General features: G+C 37.8%; 17 protein-coding genes. 9 read left to right on the top strand and 8 right to left on the bottom strand.

From position 1 onward, the window contains the following. Positions 1-112 precede the first annotated feature (112 nt). Both dctA and CBM24_RS28140 read left to right on the top strand, forming a co-directional pair. Entirely contained in the window at positions 113-1375 is a 1263-nt protein-coding gene (gene dctA, locus CBM24_RS21140; RefSeq protein ID WP_088162624.1) for a C4-dicarboxylate transporter DctA, read from the top strand. A gap of 98 nt (positions 1376-1473) precedes the next feature. Continuing rightward, positions 1474-1584: an IS3 family transposase gene (locus tag CBM24_RS28140; RefSeq protein ID WP_083295844.1), complete on the top strand. Its 111-nt coding sequence runs from the start codon at positions 1474-1476 to the stop codon at positions 1582-1584. A 76-nt stretch (positions 1585-1660) separates the two neighbouring features. On the opposite strand, the gene lon is transcribed toward CBM24_RS28140, so the two are convergent. Further along, on the bottom strand, positions 1661-4138 hold the full coding sequence (lon, locus tag CBM24_RS21130; RefSeq protein ID WP_088162623.1) for an endopeptidase La: 2478 nt from the start codon (positions 4136-4138) through the stop codon (positions 1661-1663). A 342-nt stretch (positions 4139-4480) separates the two neighbouring features. Between lon and CBM24_RS21125 the strand changes: the two genes are divergently transcribed. Both CBM24_RS21125 and CBM24_RS21120 read left to right on the top strand, forming a co-directional pair. Next, complete coding sequence (locus tag CBM24_RS21125; protein WP_070563675.1) at positions 4481-5137, top strand: tetratricopeptide repeat protein; 657 nt, start codon at positions 4481-4483, stop codon at positions 5135-5137. A 260-nt stretch (positions 5138-5397) separates the two neighbouring features. Next, on the top strand, positions 5398-5952 hold the full coding sequence (locus tag CBM24_RS21120) for a ferritin (RefSeq protein ID WP_088163729.1): 555 nt from the start codon (positions 5398-5400) through the stop codon (positions 5950-5952). Positions 5953-6050: 98 nt separating this feature from the next. Here the strand turns inward: CBM24_RS21120 and CBM24_RS21115 are convergent, their stop codons facing one another. The 4 genes from CBM24_RS21115 to gpmI form a co-directional block, all read right to left on the bottom strand. Continuing rightward, positions 6051-8345: a TonB-dependent receptor gene (locus CBM24_RS21115; RefSeq protein WP_088162622.1), complete on the bottom strand. Its 2295-nt coding sequence runs from the start codon at positions 8343-8345 to the stop codon at positions 6051-6053. Between the two features lie 163 nt (positions 8346-8508). Further along, positions 8509-8787 (bottom strand): hypothetical protein, encoded by a 279-nt coding sequence (locus tag CBM24_RS21110; protein WP_157698560.1) that lies wholly within the window; start codon positions 8785-8787, stop codon positions 8509-8511. Positions 8788-9036: 249 nt separating this feature from the next. Further along, the gene (locus CBM24_RS21105) at positions 9037-9624 is read right to left on the bottom strand and encodes a hypothetical protein (protein WP_088162620.1); all 588 of its coding nucleotides are present in this window, start codon (positions 9622-9624) and stop codon (positions 9037-9039) included. After that, the gene (gene gpmI / locus CBM24_RS21100; RefSeq protein ID WP_088162619.1) at positions 9605-11137 is read right to left on the bottom strand and encodes a 2,3-bisphosphoglycerate-independent phosphoglycerate mutase; all 1533 of its coding nucleotides are present in this window, start codon (positions 11135-11137) and stop codon (positions 9605-9607) included. Before gpmI ends, CBM24_RS21105 begins: the two co-directional genes overlap by 20 nt. Positions 11138-11310: 173 nt before the next feature. On the opposite strand from gpmI, the gene CBM24_RS21095 reads away from it, so the two are divergent. The 4 genes from CBM24_RS21095 (at position 11311) to CBM24_RS21080 (ending at position 14308) form a co-directional block, all read left to right on the top strand. Beyond that, positions 11311-11769: a DUF4783 domain-containing protein gene (locus CBM24_RS21095; RefSeq protein ID WP_157698559.1), complete on the top strand. Its 459-nt coding sequence runs from the start codon at positions 11311-11313 to the stop codon at positions 11767-11769. Positions 11770-11846: 77 nt separating this feature from the next. Beyond that, positions 11847-12704, top strand: a complete 858-nt coding sequence (gene nadC / locus CBM24_RS21090; RefSeq protein ID WP_088162618.1) for a carboxylating nicotinate-nucleotide diphosphorylase — start codon at positions 11847-11849, stop codon at positions 12702-12704. 15 nt (positions 12705-12719) lie between these two features. Continuing rightward, a complete protein-coding gene (gene plsY, locus CBM24_RS21085) occupies positions 12720-13370 on the top strand; it encodes a glycerol-3-phosphate 1-O-acyltransferase PlsY (RefSeq protein WP_046674998.1) in 651 nt (216 codons plus the stop codon). Positions 13371-13495: 125 nt separating this feature from the next. After that, positions 13496-14308 (top strand): M48 family metallopeptidase, encoded by an 813-nt coding sequence (locus tag CBM24_RS21080; protein WP_088162617.1) that lies wholly within the window; start codon positions 13496-13498, stop codon positions 14306-14308. 79 nt (positions 14309-14387) lie between these two features. Here CBM24_RS21080 and CBM24_RS21075 read toward each other — a convergent pair whose 3' ends face one another. After that, on the bottom strand, positions 14388-14864 hold the full coding sequence (locus CBM24_RS21075; protein WP_046675000.1) for a hypothetical protein: 477 nt from the start codon (positions 14862-14864) through the stop codon (positions 14388-14390). Between the two features lie 465 nt (positions 14865-15329). Here CBM24_RS21075 and CBM24_RS21070 point away from each other — a divergent pair, with 465 nt between their 5' ends. Beyond that, positions 15330-18713, top strand: coding sequence for a carboxypeptidase regulatory-like domain-containing protein (locus CBM24_RS21070; RefSeq protein WP_088162616.1), 3384 nt, complete (start codon positions 15330-15332; stop codon positions 18711-18713). A 154-nt stretch (positions 18714-18867) separates the two neighbouring features. Here CBM24_RS21070 and CBM24_RS21065 read toward each other — a convergent pair whose 3' ends face one another. Together CBM24_RS21065 and CBM24_RS21060 are read right to left on the bottom strand one after the other, a co-directional pair. Continuing rightward, positions 18868-19509, bottom strand: a complete 642-nt coding sequence (locus CBM24_RS21065; RefSeq protein ID WP_088162615.1) for a hypothetical protein — start codon at positions 19507-19509, stop codon at positions 18868-18870. A 6-nt stretch (positions 19510-19515) separates the two neighbouring features. Beyond that, positions 19516-22587, bottom strand: a complete 3072-nt coding sequence (locus CBM24_RS21060) for an Eco57I restriction-modification methylase domain-containing protein (RefSeq protein WP_088162614.1) — start codon at positions 22585-22587, stop codon at positions 19516-19518. Positions 22588-22626 lie beyond the last annotated feature (39 nt).

Genomic DNA, 22626 nt, shown 5'->3' with positions numbered 1-22626 from the left:
AGGGATGCATTTATGCATCCCTTTTTTTTTATATTCGTACCAATTAATTTCAATATCCTAAATTAAAAAACCGATTAAAGCAAGGGAATTGCTGTCCGTAAATAAATCTATCATGAAGCATATTTTTAAGAGCCTCTATTTTCAAGTCATCGTGGGTATACTTGTGGGGATCATCTGTGGTATCTATTACCCCGATTTTGCTGTTAAGCTAAAACCATTAGGAGATGCTTTTATTAAACTGATCAAGATGGTTATTGCGCCATTGATTTTTAGCTCCATTGTGATCGGGATAGCGGGAATGCAGGATACGAAAAAAGTGGGGAAAATCGGTTTAACTTCCATTATCTATTTCGAGATCATGACAACGATTGCCCTGATTATCGGTCTGGTCTTTGTTAATTGGATACAGCCGGGTACCGGGATGAACGCCGATCCAGCGAGTCTTGATGTATCTTCGGTATCCCATTATATTTCAGAATCCAAAGAGCCACATAGTTTTATGGATTTTATCATCGGGATCATTCCAGGTAATGTGATTGCTGCGGTAGCGTCTGACAATATGTTGCAGGTGCTCGTTTTTGCAGTGCTATTTGGGATCGGTATGACAAAAATAGGGCAGAAAGCTTGTGAGCCTGTGCTCAATGTATTGCAATCTTTTCTGAAGGTTCTCTTCTCCATTATCAAAATGATCATGTACCTGGCTCCAATCGGGGCAATGGGAGCAATGGGTTTTACGATCGGTAAGTTTGGAATCCAGGCCTTATCTAAACTCGGTATGCTGATGTTGAGCTTCTACCTGACCTGTTTTATCTTCGTGATCATCGTGATTGGGGCCGTATTGTATTTTTATCTCAAGGTGAATGTTTTTAAGTTTTTAAAATATATCAAAGAAGAGATTTTAATCGTTTTGGGGACTTCCTCTTCTGAGTCGGCTTTGCCGGGGATTATGCAGAAGATGGAAGATGCGGGCTGTGCCAAACCTGTTGTGGGCTTAGTTATCCCCACGGGCTATTCTTTCAATCTCGATGGGACAAGTATCTATCTGACTATGGCAGCGGTCTTTATTTCGCAGGCCCTCAATATGCATCTCAGCCTGGAGCAGGAAATTACCTTATTGTTGGTATTGCTATTGACCTCCAAAGGTGCTGCAGGCGTAACAGGAAGCGGTTTCGTTACCCTTGCTGCGACTTTACCTGTAGTAGGCCATGTACCGGTAGAATCTGTCGCTTTGATCTTTGGTGTGGATCGTTTTATGAGTGAAGCAAGGGCGATAACCAATTTGATCGGAAATTCAGCGGCAACGCTGGTGATTTCAAAATATGAAGATAGTTTGGACGAGGAGCTCCTACATGAAAAGTTAGGTTCTAAACGATGATTTCTGCAATCAAAAGCTATGATAAAAGAAGCTTGGCTCCAACAAAGAATTGTTTGAAAAGTCAGCTCAAACCGTTTAAGAATAGCTGATAAGGTTCTGTGAGCGAAATAGAAGATTATATCTCCTATTACAATAATCAACGGATAAAACTAAATTTAAATGGAATGAGCCCGACAGAATATCGAGCTCATTATTACAAATCTAATTAACTAAATTTGTCCAATCTTTTGGGGGCAGTCCAAATTTTGAATAGCCCCTTTCTATTCAAAACCTTTCAGGTATCTGTTAATTCTCTTTTTTTGTATTTTCTATATCTTGAGCCAGATCGATGGCACCAGTTACTTTTTCTTCCAATAGCGCGAGTTTGATCACCTGCGACATTTCAGTCACATAGTGGAATTGCATGTCTTTGATATAATCTTCCTTGATTTCCAAGATGTCTTTTTCATTGGATTTACAAAGGATAATATCTTTGATGTTCGCACGTTTTGCGGCAAGGATTTTCTCCTTAATACCGCCAACAGGTAATACTTTTCCACGTAAGGTAATTTCACCTGTCATAGCTAATTTCTCCTTCACTTTACGTTGGGTAAATAGCGATGTCAGTGCTGTGAGCATTGTTATACCAGCTGAAGGGCCATCTTTTGGGATAGCACCCGCAGGAACGTGGATATGGATGTCCCAATGGTCGAAAACGCGGTAGTTAATGCCGAAATCCGAAGCGTGGGCTTTCAGGTAGGCTAGTGCAATCGACGCAGATTCTTTCATGACATCACCCAAATTACCTGTCAGGCTTAAACGTCCTTTTCCTGGGCTCAGCGAAGATTCTATAAATAAGATATCGCCACCTACGGAAGTCCAGGCTAAGCCCGTTACGACACCGGCAACATTGTTATTTTCGTAGATGTCCTTATCAAATATTGGAGCGCCTAGGATATCGAGCAGATCTTGTTCGTTAATACTCGGACTGTAATCCTTTTCCATGACAATGCGTGTTGCGATACCACGTACGACAGAGCCGATCTTTTTTTCTAATCCACGCACACCAGATTCGCGTGTGTAATCCTCGATAATCTGTTCGATGATCTTAGCTTTTAACGAGACATCTTTGGATGCCATTCCATGCATTTCGCGTTGTTTTGGCAAAAGGTGCTTTTTCGCGATTTCGATTTTCTCCTCGATGGTATAACCATTCACTTCGATAATTTCCATCCGATCCAATAACGCAGGTTGAATAGAACTCAAGGAATTGGCTGTCGCAATAAACATCACTTTGGAAAGGTCAAACTCCATTTCGACATAGTGATCATAGAAATGTGTGTTTTGTTCCGGATCTAATACTTCCAATAAGGCCGACGAAGGATCTCCTTTGAAGTCCGCGCTCATTTTATCGATTTCGTCCAAAATAAAAACCGGATTTGCTGCTCCTGCTTTTTTCAGGGACTGGATGATACGGCCCGGCATTGCGCCGATATAGGTTTTGCGGTGTCCTCTGATTTCTGCTTCATCGCGCACACCACCCAAGGCCATACGGGTATATTTACGCCCCAATGCTTTGGCAATAGATCTTCCCAAAGAGGTTTTACCGACTCCCGGAGGGCCTACTAAACAAAGAATAGGTGCTTTCATATCATTTTTTAATTTCAATACCGCAAGGTATTCAATGATACGTTTTTTTACTTTCTCAAGTCCATAATGATCTTTATCGAGCACTTTTTGTGCTTTGTTTAAATCAAAATTGTCTTTTGTTGTTTCATTCCAGGGTAGATCAAGTAGTAGCTCAAGGTAATTGAGCTGTACCGAATAATCTGCAGCCGCAGGATTGATACGCGATAGCTTTTCGAGTTCTTTTGTGAAATGTTTTTCTACATCAACATTCCATTTCTTTTTCTTACCCCGTTTTTTAAGCTCTTCCAGCTCAAGATCGGGGGTGTTTCCACCCAGCTCTTCCTGGATTGTTTTGAGCTGTTGGTTCAAGAAATAATCACGTTGTTGCTTGTCAAGGTCGACACGTACTTTATTCTGGATCTGGTGCTTTAGTTCCAGCATCTGGATTTCTGTTGTCAGGAGCTCCAATAAAAGTTTGGCACGATTCTCTACTTTAGGTATTTGAAGTAGTTCCTGTTTTCTGACCATTTCGACATTGATATTCGACGAAATAAAGTTGATCAGAAACGAAGGGCTTTCAATATTTTTAATCGCGATACCAGCTTCACTAGGTAAGTTTGGCGAAAGTTGGATGATCTGCAGCGCCATTTCTTTTAAGGTAGAAATTGTCGCTTTAAAGTGCTTGGTCATCTTCGGCTTCGCTTCATTGAATTTCTCCACACGTGCCTTTAAATAAGGTTCAGTATCGACAATTTCCAACAAGTTGAACCGTTGTTTTCCCTGGATGATGACGGTGGTATTACCATCAGGCATTTGGAGGACTTTAATGATATGAGCTACGGTGCCCACTTTATTTAGTTCTTCAAACCCTGGATCCTCTACAGTCATGTCCTTTTGAGAAACAACACCGATGGTTTTGCTGCCTTTATAGGCTTCTTTGACCAGTTTGATGGATTTATCTCGACCTACGGTAATCGGAATGACAACACCGGGAAATAATACGGTATTACGCAAAGGCAAAATAGACAATGCTTCTGGAATTTCAGCATTCGCCATATTATCTTCATCCTCTTGTGTAAGTAAGGGGAAGAATTCGGTATCCTCTGCAACGATTGGAATTGCTTGACTGAAATCAAAAGTTTCGAATTTGCTCATAGTATTTATTTTGTGTATTTGGCAGTCGCTGACATGTTGACGGCTGACTTTCAAATTTTAAGCTTCTATTATTGTTTCCCCTATATTGCAAGGGAAGTGCCAATTGCTAAAAGTGAGCAAAATTACAAATCTATTTTCTAGAATAGGAAAAAAAGGCAGGTTAAATAAAATTTATCTGCCATTTGTTGGAGAAATAGGCATAATAATTGTAATATTGGAATGTGAAAGGGCACCGATGGCAGTTCTTGCGTTTAAAGAAATCAATCGGATGCTTTTTTACAGATGTAGAAACGATCACAAGTGATCATTAAAGAGTGAATATAAAAACGTAACTATTTAGATATGAATTTAAAATCATTTAAATTGGGTTTGTTTACTGGGGTTTTTGCCTTAGTTGCTTTTAGCGCGAATGCACAACAACCAAAACAGGCTGAGCATAGCAACGCTAATGTGAGAATGGGGCAGAAAGCTCTTTTGGATGGTGATTTCAAGAATGCAGAGTCATACTTGACTAAAGCCCTCCCTCAAGAAGGGAAAGATCCGGACGTATTATATATGTTGGGATATTCTCAATTTCAAAATGGTGACTATAAAAAATCAGCTGAAACTTTTGGAAAAGTAGTTGCATTGAACGGTAAAAATGCAAATGCTTTATACTTCAAAGCGAAAGCAACAAACAATCTTGCTACTCAAGCCACAAATAAGACATCTGTTGCTAACAAAGAGCAGTTGTTGAAAGTTGCTATTGAGGATTATTCAAAAGCAATTGCCATTACGCCGACTGATTCGAAATTCTATCAAAATAGAGCGATCGCTAATCGCGATTTAGGTATCTTGATCGGAACGGAGGGTACGCCTAACTACAATAAGGCAATGGCAACTGACGCTTATAACAATGCAATCAAGGATTACGAAAAAGTGTTGAGCTTTGATGCATCGAAAAAAGATATCCAAACAGAAATCAAAAAAGCGAAAGTATATAGAGATAACTTGAAATAGTATCGCTATAAAAGCATAGAAAAAGGGAATGCCAATGGTATTCCCTTTTTCTATGCTTATTAATTTTGTACCTATTGATTTTATAACTATTGATTTGTGCCGGTTGAAATGTACTTGTTGGAATGTAACGGTTGGAATATGCCTGTCACAAATGAGGTCCAGTTTCATTTAAAGGGGCGAATTTTCGACAGTTTTTCCTCGATAAATTTCAAACGAAATAAGCACTGAAACTGTTCTTTTCCTAAATCAAAATGAATATTATGGAAACGAATCGATTGTCAAAGGAAATGCAGGAAATTTTAATCAGTCAGATGACAAAAGAAGCTGAGGCTGCACAGATTTATTTGGCGTTGGGGGTATGGGCAGATGATCAGGGTTATGGCGGAATCGCCAATTTTCTGTATAGACATGCCCAGGAAGAGCGAAATCACATGACTAAAATTATGGGTTATATTCTGGAAAGAGGTGGACGCCCCAGAATACAGGCTATTGCAGAGCCGCCAGCGGACCCGCAATCGCTGACCGAATGCTTTAATCGCGTTTTTAAACATGAAGTAGATAATACCGAAGCGATCTATAACATTGTCAATTTAGCGATGGCCGAGAAGGACTGGGCAACATGGAACTTTGCACAGTGGTTTGTCAAGGAACAGATTGAAGAAGAGAAATTGGCCCTGGAATTGATGGATAAACTGAAGATTGCCGGTGGTGACCGAGCTTCAGATGAATCCTTGTTTGCGTTGGATTCCTCCCTGGAAGCCATGCCCGACGAAGTAGCCTTGGCAAGGGAAGCGACAGCAGATGACCCCAAATAAGTATAAAATAAAAAAGCGGGATCTTCAAGATCCCGCTTTTCTATTTTGCCATGTACTAATCTTAATCGATCTCACGATCATTTATTATCAGGCTTAATTTACTTTATGCTCAATGGCAGATACACACCGAAGGTGATGTTTCTACCCATATTGTAGACACCAAAGCTCGTGTCTTCCTGTGAAAGACGTCCTGGGCGCAATCGGCTCAACGCATCGTAATAACGTTTGTTGGTCCAGTTTGAAGCTGCTGCAAATACTTTCAGTTGCTGCGATCCGAGATGTAATGTCGTACCGATTCCTGCGTTCAATAAAGTATACGAGTTTGCTGGCGTTTCGAAGGTTTCATCAATGCGGCTCTGTTTGAAATAATTGTCTAGCCCCACAGAAACGTAGAAAGCATTCAAACCGCTAATCTTGGGCTCAAGACGCAATGTATTGTGTACAACACCAGCTGGAATCAATGGCAAGGGTCTGTTAAAGGTATTGTTCTGTGCATGGGTATAGCTAAATGTATTATCCAGGTGTATCCAGTTTAACAAATGAAAATTCAGGCTTCCTTCGACACCGTAAAGATTGGCGTTTACCTGGCCATAGCGATATACGTCGTAGGTATGAGAATCGCCATCTTCACCCACAACGGTTTTCGTGTCGCCTTTTGTTGTTGAGGCATAGATAAAATTGTGGATATAGTTTTCATAGATTCCGATACTTCCTGTAACGATGCTATGTCCAAATTCGAGGGTTGCATCCGCTTGGTAACTTCGTTCAGGTTTCAGGTTTTCATTACCCACTTCATAGCGGTACGTTCCTTCGTGTACACCGTTGGAACCTAATTCTGCCGGATTAGGAGCTCTAAAAGCTGAACCGGCATTTGCTTTAAAATTGAGGTCTTCGCTGAAAATATGGGTATATCCAAGTGCTCCACTAACATTGCTGAAACTATTTTTAAAACCAGCGAACTGCTCTTCGTCTTCAATAAAGAGTTGCTTGCCTTTGTTATTGACGTAGTCATAGCGTAATCCGACGTTAAAGGTATTTTCGCCCCAGGTTTTCTTCGCATAGCCAAAAGCGCCCAATTCCAACTGATCATAGGCCGGAATTAAGAATTCAACACCTTTATTTAAGCTGTGTTCCTGGCTAGCACTAATACCAAAGACATGTTGCCAGCCATTTTTTTCACTTAACGAATATTTTGCGTCAAGTGAATACGTATTCAGGTCAAAGAATAAAGAAGGCGTTGCTTCTTCGAGCTCCCGACGTTGATTTTTTTGATAGCCCAGATCTAGTTTTAAACTACCGGAACCGATGACAAAGTTATTGTTGAGGGCCAGTTTGTAATGGCGGATGTCCTGCTTGGGGAAATCCAAAGTACGGCTTTTTGAGTTTATGTAAAGCGGGTCACCAGGTTCGGCGTCGTAAAAGCCGATATTATTTTTCAGGTATGAAAAATTCAGATGAGAGTAGCCCCATTGCTTGTTTAGCCCGAGCATACCACTGAAATTACTGGTATTAAAACCACTATTGCCATATCGGCCTGCGGGCGTATTATAAGAATAGGCGTTTTGATAAGAACCACGCCCACGCCATACGAAGCCATTTTCATTACCGGTAAGCATAACCGAACTATTGGTTAGTCCGTTATTGGTGGAGTAGCTGCTCAATACTTCACCTTTAATTTGCCCAGCTGTAGGAACATTTGGTTCAAGCACATTGATTACACCGCCAATAGCATCAGATCCGTACATCAAAGAGGCTGCACCACGTAGGACCTCCACACGATCCGGTTGATTTTGGTCGATTTCAATACCATGTTCGTCTCCCCATTGCTGTCCCATCTGTTTAACACCATCACTTACCGTAACGACACGATTATAACCGAGACCTCGTATAACAGGTTTTGAAATACCTTGTCCCGTTGTGATCTGGCTTAGTCCGGGAACTTGTCGGGCAAGCGCATCAATAAGATTCGTCGCATTTCCCTGCAATTCATCTTTGGAGATTACAGCAACCGAGGTACTGTTGCGCCGGCTCTGTGAAGTGACCAATGTACCTGTAACGACGACTTCATTGGTTTCAATAATACTTTCGGTTAGGGCGAAATCAAGGGAAAGATTTTCTGAAGTTAAATCGACGGTCTTGACAACGGACTGATAGCCCAAGAAACGGACCTCAACTAGGTAGCGTCCACTTGAAGGAAGTGATTTAAAGCTATACTGACCTTGTTGGTCTGATGCAGTGCTCGAACGAAGCTGTTGCAGAGATATTGTAGCACCGGCAATGGGAAGATTTGTTTTTGCATCCGTTACTTTACCGCTGATTGTTGCGGCAAGGGCCGGAAATATGGAGAAATAGGAGACAAGCATAAAAATGCAGCCTATAATTTTAAGTTTCATCTGTACGAATAATTTTTACGTATATATAACATCAAGGATAATAGCAACCCAATAACTCATCGTATGAATTCTTGAGATTGTCTAGTTCTAAAAACTTTTATGAAGTTGTTTGTCGCAATAATGAGAAGAATATAGGAGTGACATTATTGGACTTATGTAAAAACTAAGCGATGGGGGGACCACGGTTGCCAGAAAGCAGTGATCGAATAATTTGATCTCCCGTGATAAACAGGCCAAATTCAACTTGCTGCGTCGGGAGTATTAATTCGCGTAGCGTAAAATTAAAAACAATTTGTGGATGTGAATTTTGATCACAAATGGAGCACTTCGGATGGTCTGCATGGTGTTTTTTTGCAGGACTGTCTACGATACTGAGTGCAGTTTGCGGATGCGCGTGGGTATACACAATGAACTGACCAATTAAGAAGGTCATTAAGAGCATTAATGCTGCGAATTTGTTCAATGAGATATCTTTCACGCTGAAATCACTACGTTTAAACCCATTTATCCGTTGAGTTATTTTGTTAATCTGGTCAAAGATAAGGAAAATAAAATATAAAGCAATTGTGTTGCATTTATTATTGTTGTGACATTGTATAAATGTCCGCTTAAAAGATAAGCTGAATTTACAGAAAAGCCCTCAAAAATGGATGCTATTCTTGAGGGCTGTGTATGGTGCCGATCAGGCTGTCTATTTTTTGGAAGGAATAAACTTGCCTTCAATTTCGTATTGATTGGCATCCAAACCTTGGACATCCTGCAGTTTGACAATTCGATACAGCGAGTCGCTGTAATAGTCTAATTTTTCTTGACTATCGTATAAGGTATTTGTTATCTTTTTATCGATATGGATGTGTTTTACCTTTTCGTTTTTGTCAAACTCGATACGCAGTTTCTGTATCTGCAGTTCTTTCTTTTTAGCTGTAAATTCTGTCACACAGTCTACAGCTTTGACTTCATACAGTGATGGATCGAAATTTTTGCTGATATCGGCAGCTTGAAAAGCGGAGAGTTCATTTTTCCAGCTGCCAATTTTTAGTTCGCGTTGCTCTTTCTCACCGTCTTTGCTGACAGATTTCAGAACTGCGGGATTGAGCTGCTGCAAGCGATTGACTTCGGCATTAAAAAACGAATCGACAGAAAATATAGCTGTAGATTTTTGTGTTTTTTTTGTTGCGGATGGAGATCCACAGCTCCAAAAAAGCAGAGCACTGCCCATAAGAAGGGAAAGTGCTCTGCCGCTATTTTTAAGTAAATTATTATTCTGATACCAATACATTTCCTGTCATTTCAACGGGGATATTGACGCCTAAAAGCTGTAAGACGGTTGGGGCAATATCACCTAATTTACCATCTGCTATTTTCTTATACTGATCGTCAATCAAGATACATGGAACCAAATTGGTTGTATGTGCCGTATTTGGCGATCCATCTTCATTGACCATAAACTCGGAGTTACCGTGGTCGGCCAAAATAATAAAGGAGTAACCATTTTTAAGGCCTGTCTCAACAACCGTTTTTGTACATTGATCAACAGTTTCCACTGCTTTTATAACAGCCTCAAAAACACCCGTGTGACCTACCATGTCAGGATTCGCAAAATTCAGGCAGATAAAATCAGGTTGAAGTGTTTCCATATCGTTGACGATAGCTTCAGTAATTCCTTGAGCAGACATCTCCGGTTGAAGATCGTAGGTCGCTACTTTTGGAGATGGAACCAACAGGCGGTTTTCACCTTCAAATTGCTGTTCACGACCTCCTGAAAAGAAAAATGTCACGTGCGGATATTTCTCTGTTTCGGCGATGCGCGTTTGCGTTTTATGATTTGCTTCCAACACTTCACCCAGGGTATTGGTCAAGTTATCTTTTTGGAAGACCACCCTGACATTTTGGAATGTTTCATCGTAAGATGTCATAGTCACATAATATAGATCCAAGGGTTGTAGATCATATTCTGGAAAAGCCTTTTGTGTTAAAGCGATGGTAATCTCGCGGCCACGATCTGTTCTGAAGTTATAACAGAAGACCACATCACCTTCTTGGATTGTTGCTACCGGAGTACCGTTGGCGTCAACCAATGCAATTGGTTTTACAAATTCATCGGTTACACCTTCGTCGTATGATTTTTGGATCGATGCAACAAGGTCACTGGATTTTTCACCTTCCGCTTTTACTAAAAGATCGTAGGCTAATTTTACACGTTCCCATCTGTTATCGCGGTCCATCGCATAATATCGACCGATTGCAGAGGCAAAAGTACCTGTTGTCGTCTTTAAATAGTCTTGTAGGTCCTTAACATAACCAATGCCGGAGTTTGGATCCGTATCACGGCCATCTAAAAATGCATGTATAAAAACTTGGTCACTTGTCAAGCCGGCCTGTTTTGCAGCATCACATAAGCCTTTTAAGTGCTTTGTATGTGCGTGTACACCACCATCGGAAAGTAATCCGATTAAATGTACCTTTTTGTTATTTTCCAATGCATATTTAAATGCGTCTTGAATGATAGGATCCGTATTGAATACGCCGTCGTTGACAGCTTTGTGAATACGACCCAATTCTTGATAGACGATTCTTCCGGCGCCAAGATTCATGTGACCAACCTCCGAGTTTCCCATCTGTCCAGCAGGTAAGCCGACAGCTTCACCCGAAGCCTCTAAGCTTGAGTTTGGATAAGCTTCTAATAAATGATCTAAAAATGGGGTGTTTGCAGCTTCAACTGCATTTGATTTATCATGTTTTCCATATCCTAGTCCGTCTAGGATCATGAGTGCAACTTTTTTCTTATTCATCGTATAACAAAGATAATCTTAATTTTAGAATCTATCAACGCATCTTAAAAAGTTCCCTTGTTAATCCCTAATAATTTTATAGGTTTGTGGCATAATTTATGTTTGGTTAAAAAGCAGAACTACCTAATGATTGATATGGATGATAGAAGCTGTTCTATAATATGTTGAGCTATATGAAATTTTTAAGCTATTGCGCATTTATACTTATTAATAGTCTTTTTGTACACACTGCGGCCTTCGGGCATTATTTAAGAGAAGTAAATACAGTGGTAAAGGTAGCTTTGCCAGGTGATGATGATTCTTTAGGAAGTATTTCAGAGGAACTGAAATCGTATTTGAAAGAAGGTAATGCAAAAAATATGGCCAAGTATTTCGGCTCAAACTTAACCTTATCTATTTTGGGGGAGAATGGCGTCTACACAAAGTATCAGTCAGAAATCATGTTGGCGGCATTTTTTAATCAGCATAAACCCAAGACTGTTAAATTGACGCAAGCCAGCAATGCGAACAATGGCTATCAATATTTTACATTTACATTAGCTACAGAACAAACAAACTATCGTGTCTTTATTAAGATCGGCGTAGGAAATAATAACCATTCGATTGAAGAGCTAAGAATCGACAAAAATTAAAGCTAGCGATGCTTTTTTTATAAATCTATTTTTCGATTAAAAAATTATTCCACATCTTAGCCCAATAAATAGTATTTATGGAGAAGGAAATCAAGGACTATCTGGCCCAGTTTGTAAAACAGGCTGTCGCGGAGGATTTGGGCGATGGTGATCATACCTCACTTTCTACGATTGAGGCTGGGGCGCAAGGTGAAGCCAAATTGATTGTTAAGGATAACGGTATTTTAGCAGGGGTCGAAGTGGCGCAGGCGATTATTGCCTATATTGACGATACGTTGACCTGCGAGGTGTTTATCCACGATGGAAGTCAGGTTAAAGTAGGTGATATTGCTTTTTATGTGAGGGGAAATATCCAAAGTATTTTGCTGGCAGAGCGTTTGGTGCTGAATGTCATGCAGCGTATGAGCGGCATTGCGACAACTACCCGAAAATATGTAGACCTTCTAAAAGGTACGGATACGAAAGTTTTGGATACACGGAAAACCACACCCTTATTGCGTGTATTGGAGAAAGAGGCCGTTCGTATAGGAGGTGGGACCAATCATCGTTTTGGTCTTTTTGATATGATTTTAATTAAGGACAATCATGTGGACTATAGTGGCGGTATTGTACCGGCTCTAAAGCGCGCAAATGATTACAGAAAGACCCTAAATAAACCAATAGAAATAGAAATTGAAGTCCGAAATTTTGCGGAGCTTGATGAAGTTCTTAACTTTGGCGAAGTGGACCGAATCATGTTAGATAATTTTTCGCCGCAGGATGTAGCCAAAGCTGTTCAGCTAATTGACCATCGATTTAAGACAGAGGCCTCTGGGGGAATAACTTTCGACACGATCCGATCGTATGCGGAGGCTGGGGTAGATTATATTTCAGTAGGTGCTTTGACACACAGTGTAAGGAGCCTGGATCTTAGTCTGAAGGCCAAATTAATATAAGAACTGATTTAATTAATGATATCGATTTATTTAGTAACTGCAGTATTACTAGCTTATTTGTTTGGGTCCATACCTACAGCAGTTTGGTTGGGACAGGCATTTTATGGGGTAGATGTTCGTGAGTATGGTAGCGGTAATGCTGGGGCGACTAACACCTTTCGCGTATTGGGCCCTAAAGCGGGATCGATCGTGATGTTTGTAGATATATTTAAAGGCTGGACAGCAACAAACCTGGCTTATTTAATAGAACTGGGACAAAATACGAGTGATGTCCAATTTGTCAACTTTCAGTTGGCACTTGGCGTTATTGCGGTATTGGGGCACTTGTTTCCTGTGTTTGCGGGATTTAGAGGTGGAAAAGGGGTGGCCACACTGTGTGGTATGATCCTCGCCATACATACACCTGCCGCTTTGGTCTGTGTTTCTGTGTTTATCATCATCCTGCTGACAACTCATTATGTTTCGCTCGGTTCCATTTCTGCAGGTTTTGCATTTCCTTTTAGTTTGGCCTTTATTTTTAAAACAACGATACCTTCTGTGCTGCTTTACGGAATAGCCATCTGTATCCTGTTGTTAATTACCCACCAAAAGAATATAGAGCGTCTGTTAAAGGGGCACGAGTCCAAGATCTACCTTTTTAAGAAAAAAGCGAAGGAAAAAGAATAGGCACAATAATTGTATTTGCTAAGTACGATTTAATAATTATTGTGAAATATCCATATGGGAAGAGCGGAAACGCGATTATCTTTCGCTTTGAAACTCCATATGGCCCTTGAAATAAAATATAAACTATGAACGGAATGTTTAAGTATTCAGCTATGGTATTAGCGTGTGTAACACTGGCATCGGGGTTGTCAGGTTGTGCAACTTCAGCTGTTACCGGGAAAAAATATTTGAAATTAGTGAGTGCTGATCAGGTTAACCAGCAAGCAGCATTGGCTTATAAAGATTTTTTATCGAAGAATGGTGCTAAAGTGGTCACTGGAACTGCGGATGCGGCGATGGTAAAACGTGTTGGTAACAAGTTGGCAACAGCGGTTAATCAGTATTTGCAGAGTACAGGTCGCGCAAATCAATTTAACTTCAATTGGGAATTTAATTTGGTGAAGAGTGATGACGTGAATGCCTGGTGTATGCCTGGGGGTAAAGTTGCGGTATATACTGGAATATTACCAGTAACACGTACGGAAGCAGGTTTGGCAACCGTGATGGGACACGAGATCGCACATGCTATTGAAGAACATTCTGTGGCTCAGGCTTCGAATCAGATAGCGCTGCAATTGGGTGGACAGATTTTAGGTTCAGCTGCAGGCGTATCTGGAAACAGTACGCTTGGTGTTTTTAACAATCTTTATGGATTAGGAGGCAACTTGGCGCAACTGAAATTTTCGCGAAGCGACGAATCTGATGCGGATGCAGCAGGTTTGATCATTATGGCTTTGGCGGGTTACAATCCCAATGAAGCTGTAGATTTCTGGAAGCGTATGGCATCGGGTAGTCAAAAAGGGCAGCCAGAGTTTTTGAGTACCCACCCGAGTGATGAGCGACGGATTGCGGATATTCAGAAATTGATTCCAAACGCAATGAAATATTATAAAAAATAAGGAGTCAATACGATAAAAAAAGCGGAGTATCCAAATGAATGAGATACTCCGCTTTTTTTTTACTTTATTTATGGCTGTATTATACCCCAGCAAAAGCGTCACTGATTCCGAGTACGACTCCAACGACCAATCCCATAAAATTGAACGCAATGGTAATAATGACCATGATTCCAATAAATTTATAGTGTTTTTTGAGCGCATCTAAGCATAATTCCAATTGGATGCTGTCACGGTTTGCTATTGCTTTTTTTGCTTTGGATCCAAAATTATACAGGAAATAGATGGGAAGGCAGAAGAAAGCAAGAAATAAAAGATAAAGTACACCAAAGGTGGATAAAGCTCCTGCTGTTACATATTCGTCGGCACCGAGTGATAATGCACTGGCACCGAAGATCAGGCTGACCATGGTTATGGCAGAAATGCCGATGAAAATAAAACAGACAATGGCCAGAAAGTTGGCCCATTTGGCCGCTGAAGCCAAGAAGGAGAGCCCTGCAGGGGACAATTTAATGTCTGCAGGTTCTTGAAAAGAAGAATTTTGAATACCGTCTTCCATGAAGCATAAATTATTAGGTGCGCGAATTTCTGAAAAGTTCTCGGTTTTTGAAACATTTTTTATATAAACCATCACGTCTATACAATCGTTTTGATTTTTTCGATCAGAATAGGTTACAGTGGCTCATATTCGACAAGAAACTGAGTTGTTTAATAAAAGTCTCGATTGATAGGAAATTAGTTAAAAATTTTCAAAAAGTTAAATTCCGATTGGAAGAATGTTGTTACAAAAGATTTTTGCGGATTTGATGTGGAAAATTATTTTCGATCAGTTTGTGCGGAGGGGAATGCTGGTTTAAAACATGTTACAACGTTTTTTTCGCTAATAAATTGTATGTTAATATAGTAATTTAGGACTGTATTTCATGAAGTATGTGTGGTTTAGTGTGTTAAGTTTATATTAAGTCCTTTGTAATTTAAAATCTCTTAGTAATTTTGCTTAACATTTTTTAACAAATCACATTATATGAAAAGATCTTTACTCTTTTTCGCTCTTGTTATGGCCAGCTATGGTGCTGTACAAGCTCAGGTTACGACAAGTAGCGTTACAGGTATTGTAAAAGAAGCAAACGGCAGTGTAACTTCGGGAGCAACAATTAAGGCAACGCACGTGCCGTCAGGAACTGTTTATTCTGGATCCTCGAATGCTGCAGGTCGTTTTAACCTTCCATCGATGCGTGTTGGTGGACCTTATAAAGTTGAAGTAACTTATGTTGGGCAACAGCCGGTTGTATATGAAGATGTCTATTTGCAATTGGGTGAACCATTCGTACTTAACCCAGTATTTGGTGACAATAGTACTACTCTTGGCGAGGTTGTTGTAACAGGGACAGCAATAAATGCTCAAAAGACTGGTGCATCTACAAGTATAAATCAAAGAGTAATTCAAAATTTACCTCAAATAAATCGTAGTATTACTGATTTTACTAAATTGACGCCGCAAGCTAATGGAAATTCATTTGCTGGAAGAGATGCACGATACAACAATTTACAAATTGACGGTGCTAATTTCAATAATGGTTTCGGATTGAGTTCTAATCCTATTCCTGGTGGTAATTCTCAGCCTATATCATTGGATGCGATTGAACAAATCAGTGTTAATATTGCTCCTTTTGATATCACGCAATCAGGCTTTACTGGTGCTGGTATCAATGCTGTAACAAGAAGTGGAACGAATAAGATAGAAGGATCTGCTTATTATTATTTGCAAAATCAAAATTTCCAAGGGCGTAAGATCGAGGATGTGACTTTAGACAAGGTGGACGCTGCAAAGAAGAATTTCGGATTTCGTTTAGGTGGACCTATCATTAAGGACAAATTGTTCCTATTTGTGAATGCGGAGCGAGAGGAAGCAACAGGAGCCAATGCATCTGGTGCTAATCTTTGGAGAGCATCTGAAAACGGAGTGGCAGATCCTAATAACAATATTGCTCGGACAAAACGGTCAGACCTAGAAGACGTAAGAAATCATTTGATTAATACATGGGGTTATGATCCAGGAAGATATGAGGGATATGCAGATGAAGCAAAAGAGAGTAGCACTAAATTTTTGGTTCGTTTAGATTGGAATATTAATGAAAAGCATAAATTTGCGCTTCGATATAATCAAGTTGTAGGGAATTCAATGCAGGTTGCCAATGGAAATTCCGGACCTTATCCAAGAAGCCAAACGAATCGTGTGAGTGATCAATCCATCACATTTGAAAATGGTAACTACGCATTTAAGAACATCGTTAGATCTGTAACGGCTGAATTAAATTCAACTTTTAATTCTCAATTATCAAATCAATTTTTAGCGACTTACACTAGAATCCAAGATACAAGAAGTACTCCGAGTAATCAATTATTTCCATTCGTAGATATATGGGACGGCTCTGCAACAGGAAGAAACTATATGAGTTTTGGTACAGAGTTGTTTTCTTACAAAAATGATGTAATTAACAATAATTATTCATTTACAAATAACTTAACTCTAAAGGCGGATAAACATACCTTTACCTTCGGTGGAGCTTTTGAAATCCAAAACTTTGGAAATTCTTACACGCGCATGGGAACTTCATATTATCGTTATGCATCTGTGGATGATTTCCTTAAAACTGGTACTCCTCAGGAAGTAGCGCCTATTATGTACGGTGTAACTTATCCTTATGAGGGTCAGGATACCTATTCAAAAATTAATTTCGGGCTAGCTTCATTATATGCTCAGGATAAATGGTCTGTTGCAGATAATTTTACAATGACATATGGTGTACGCGCCGAGCTTCCTATTTATTTAAATAAACTAACAGCTAATCCATCAATTGATGCACTTCGTTTATTGGATATTAACGGAAATCCCAAAAATTACAATTCGGGCTTGTGGCCTAAATCACAGATTATGATATCACCTCGTGTTGGTTTTAACTATGATGTCTTTAAAGATCGTTCATTGGTACTTCGTGGTGGTACAGGATTTTTCTCAGGAAGAGTTCCATTTGTTTGGTTAACAAATATGCCGACAAATGCTGGTGTTTTGCAAAATACTGTTGAGCCAGGAAGTTATGACGCTGTTTCTGGATGGATCAACAACATTAAATTTAACACCGATCCTTATTATTATTTAAACAACGTTCCTGCTGGTGCAGAAGCCGTATTTATTAAGACGCCTAAGGAAGGAGCTCCTTCTTCATTTGCTTTAGTAGATAGAGACTTCAAAATGCCTATGGTTTGGAGAACAAGCGTTGGTGCTGATTATAAAATTCCTAATTCTCCATTTGTTTTATCAGGAGACTTCTTGTATACCAAAGATATTAACGCGGTATTTCAATTGGGAGCTAATAGAAGAACACCTAATACATTCTTGAACTATGGTGCTTCCGGCGATGAAGGCGATTACGGCGATAACCGTGCATTTTATCCTGCAGGTGTAAACGGAAGTGCTTATAATAGCAAAATTGGAGCAAATAATGCTACAGTATTGACAAATACAAATGTTAAAGGACATGCGGTTAGTGCGACTTTAGGTTTAAGTGTTCCTAATTATAAAGGATTAAGTGGAAGCGTATTTTATAATTATGCAAGTGCTAAGGAGGTTTCGGCAAACGCTGGATCAAGTGCGAGTTCTGCATGGGGAGGATCTGCGACCGTAAATGGGCCAAATGATCAAATTTTACATCCTTCAGCATTTGCAATTCCTCATCGAGTTATGGCACATTTGAGTTATAGGTTAGAGTATGCTAATCATTTAGCTACTACTGTTGGTGTTTATTATAATGGTTCGTCACAAGGTCGCTTCTCTTATACTTATTATTCTGATATTAATAGAGATGGTCAAAATGCTGATTTAATCTATTTACCAAAAAATCTAAATTCATTGACTTTTGTTGATCGCGTTGACGCAAATGGAAAAGTTTTGTTTACTGCTGCTCAACAAGCTGATGCTTTAGAAAAATTTGTTAAGGATAATGGCTTAGAGAAATATCAAGGAAAGTATCTGCCAAGAAATGGATTTTTATTGCCTTGGTTAAATAGATTTGATGTCAAAGTACTCCAAGATATATTTACTAATATTGGTGGACGTAAAAACTCTTTACAGCTAAGTCTTGATGTAATAAACTTTGGTAATCTTTTGAATAAAAACTGGGGTATCCAAAGCCGTTTGAATAATGGACAATTGCTATATGGAAATAAAATGGTTCCGGGAGTTAGTAGTGGAAAAGCGGTCCTTAATACTGCTTCTACTCCAGCTACAGGAATACCAGAATTTAACATGAATGTTGTTAATGGTGATTTACCAACTACGCCTTTCCAAAATGTCAGTACATTAGGTACTACTTGGCAAATGCAGTTAGGAGTAAGGTATACTTTTTAATAAATATTAACTTACTAGAAAGCAGAATAAACTCGTTTATTCTGCTTTTTTTTCTTAAGTTTTTTGATGACACTTTAGATATTAGGCCAAGTTTCTTTTCAAAGATAATTCCAACCTTGGCTAGTAGTATCCGTCCTACCAAGTACATATTGACTTAGGCTCTATCAGTGGTTACCTTTCTTGCTAATTTACTTGAAAAATCTAGCATGAGATGATATAAAACGATACGTTTCAATGTTTGAGTAACATGGCAAGACCTATATGTAAACTTAAAGTTTTCAATAAAATTATCATACTGAAAATCAGGAAAGTGTTTACTATTATCTCCGATATCGATATTTTCCACAACAAATCCAATCATTCCATTTGCCTCTAAATATGTAGGATACTTTTCAGTAATAAATCTGCTTAATCCATCATTAAGATATTTATTATTTAAGCTATTTTTCCTCTGAGAATTTGCACCGTCTAATCTTTTGCATTCAATAAAATAGTAAGGACGATAATCGCCCTTCATAATTTTAATCATATCTAAAACTCGAATATCAACTCGCCCATCTTGAATCTGAATTTCTTTATCAAATTTATATTGACCGATTCCCAGCTTTTCTTTTAATTGATGATTATCAAGGTAATCATCACAAATAAATAAATCACGAATACTATTTTCATCATTTTTCACTAAAACTGATGAATTCAATATTTCCAAATAGCAAGAGTAGATACAAAATAATATATATTTCAAATCACGATCCTGATATGATTTCACAAAAATATTATTTTTAGGTATCTTCATATTAAACTAAGGCTGATTTGAATTGTAACTATGAAAAACTTCAACAAACTCTGATAAGTCTAAATAAGCTAATGCTGAGTGCCATGATTTATACTGATTAGGTTTAGCAATATAAAAAAAATCATCTTCAACACCTTTAATATCTTTCTGTAAGAAAAGGTCTGTACTTAATTGCTCAAACCCAAACTTAGAAATTGTACAAAGCAATTCTCTATCACCTTGATTTGTCCAATAAATTGTAGACGAACGTTGTAAGCTATTTAGAATGATTTTGAACTTCATGAGAATAGTATGTTCAGAATGCACTATTTCAACCTCAAAAAAACGCACATCACTATTAAAACGACGACCAAAATGATCAACAAAAATCTGCGCATAAGCAGTCAAATACTCTGACTCGTATGGGATCTTGGCAATTACTTTATTCTTTTCTAGCAAACTTCCTTTTAATAGAGGAATGGTAATATTATTTGTATAGTCAATCAAGCTATTTTCTTGTTTAGAAATTCCATAGTATTCTAAAAGAATAAGATCAAGGTGATTATAAATATTTTTAGCTTTTTGAACCAATTCTAACTTATTACCAGTTTGAAATTCTTCTTGATCAATTAGTTTATATAACTCTTTTAGCTCAACAACATTAGATTTCAGAGTATTGATATCTTGTATCAGAGGTAATGGAATTGAGAATTTATCTTCTTTATCATGAGACTGTTCTCTTTCAATTCCTATTGAAGAATTCGTATTGACAAGAAAATAGCTAAATAATGCCGAATTAAAAAGAGTCTCCAATAAAAACATGACATCAATGGCTTGATCAGTTAGTGGTTTTATACCTGTTACAGCATCAGTATATATTACATCTTTAAATGAAATTGCTGATTTTAATTTATAATCATTACTTACTCCTTTGCCAACGAGTAAGATGGGAGATCTAAACAAATCTATTTTTCTCGGTCTGTGCACAAACTCTAAGTCGAGCAAAAAGTTATTTGTATATATCACCATAAACGGTTTTAGATCTTTTTGCTTCGAATTAACAGAGTACTTTATAGTTTTATGTTCATCAATCGAATTTTCATCTCCTCCGCCTACCGATACGCCCTTTCCAAAAAGAAAATGTTCCTTATTAGATATACAATCATAAATAGTTTGATTCTCTTTTAGCCTTTTAATAAAAAAATAATCTAAAACATTTCCATACACTAAAGTCTTCCAAAGCCAATCATCAACCAAAAAATGCTTTTGTGCTACATCCTTAATGTCATATTTTTCGATCACAAGCAATTTAAAGGTCTTGAAGAAAATATTTGGTTTTATTGAAATATGCTTAACAATATTATTATTTATCTCATTCAAATTAGCTTTGGAATAAAAAAGTATAGTAGCTGGAGCGGTACCTTTATCTTCATTATTTTTCTTAATATCTGCGCCAAAAACTAAATGCCTTACAGAAGATAATTCAAGTATTTGACGAATTTTAAAATTATTTAATAAATATTTTCTAAAAATACCCCTTTTATCTTTTTTCCGACTAATTTTATATAACACTTTACTGACAACAACAAAGGCTGTTTCATCAAAAACAAAATCCCCAACTCTTACAAGAAAGGCTTCTGCAATCTCTCGATTCTCAATTTCTAAATTGACATTTTCACTTTTTTTATTTTCAATATATCTTTCAAAAGGCTGCTTTGCTTTGGGATGTTTAGTTGCCCAAGGAGGATTCCCAAGGATAAATTTGAAATGATGCTTTTTTAATTCTGAATCAAATTTCTTCTCGGTATCAAAGAAATCACTTACAAAAAAGTTGGTTCCTATTAATTCGGGGAATCTAAATCCAACGATACTCTTGGGTCTTAAATTATCCAACAAAGTAATATATAGAGAAAAGATGGCTACACTAACGGCATTTTCATCTTTGTCTACACCAAATATGTTGTCTTTTAAAAGTTGCTTAAGTGTATCCTTGTATGCTTCATAATTCTCTTCATTCAGATATGAAGAGTTATTTTTCTGATATTGAAAAATAACTTGTCTCAGTGTTTCTACTAAAAAAATACCAGACCCACACGCAGGGTCAAGCACTTTACAGTTATAAACATCAGGGTTTTTTTCAAAATAGTTTACGACTGTTTCTTTCTGAATATAATCTACTAGAAAAAGTGGTGTATAATATGCTCCGCTATCTGCCTGTTTTTCAATTCCAATGAATTTCTCATAGACATTACTAATAAACTCAATCGGTATAATGGAAAAATCATAGATATCGAATAAGGAAGATTGTACAGCACCATCATTATATATTACATGTCCTAAAAGAAGATCTTTGATTTTAGAAAGATGAGAAATAGTAACCTTATCTTTTTCAAATATTTCAATATTATCAATTCTATAGGACAAAGGAAAAAGGTTTCCATTAAAATCTTCCTTTACTTGCTTAAAAAAATCGTAGGCTTTATCTTTATCATCTAGGATATTATAAAAATCTTCCTTATCAGTAATCCCATATTTATTTAGTTCAACCTTTCTATCGATCAAATATCTAATAAAAATTACCCTTCCAATTAAAAAATTGGCAACTTGGGCTGGAAGATCCTTCTTTAGATTATTTCTAAGATTGTCAATATTATTGAGGAGATAAAAATCTACCCTATTACTCTGTTTAAATTTCTCCTGATATTTTTCCCAGCTACTACCTGTAATGATTTTAAAATATTCAAAATCAGATAAATTATTACTATTTTCGGAAGCAATTGTTTCTAATTCTTTTTTATTATCTAAGAGATTGAAACCATTTTTTACTACCCATTGCTTACCATCATGGATGAATATTGCAGGAGATTGATTGAAATTCCAAACTTGCTTTTCCAATAACTCTAAATCCCTTTTGCTACTAAAAAAAAGTATTAATGGCTCGTTATTGATGCAAAAAATATAATCAGGATCTATTTGCTTAAAAGATTCAACTAATCTATTTGGGAGAAAATTTCGTTTATAACTAGACAGATCATCTCGAGAATACAAACCATCCTTATCGGATAAATTTAAAAATTCTAATAGTTCGTCTAATTGCATAATAAAATAAAATTGTAAAATCGCGAATTTACTGAATAT

Source organism: Sphingobacterium sp. G1-14, from assembly GCF_002196555.1.
Taxonomy (GTDB): domain Bacteria; phylum Bacteroidota; class Bacteroidia; order Sphingobacteriales; family Sphingobacteriaceae; genus Sphingobacterium; species Sphingobacterium siyangense.
Note: the sequence above shows the minus strand (reverse complement) of the source record. Positions and strands in the feature narration are given on the sequence as shown.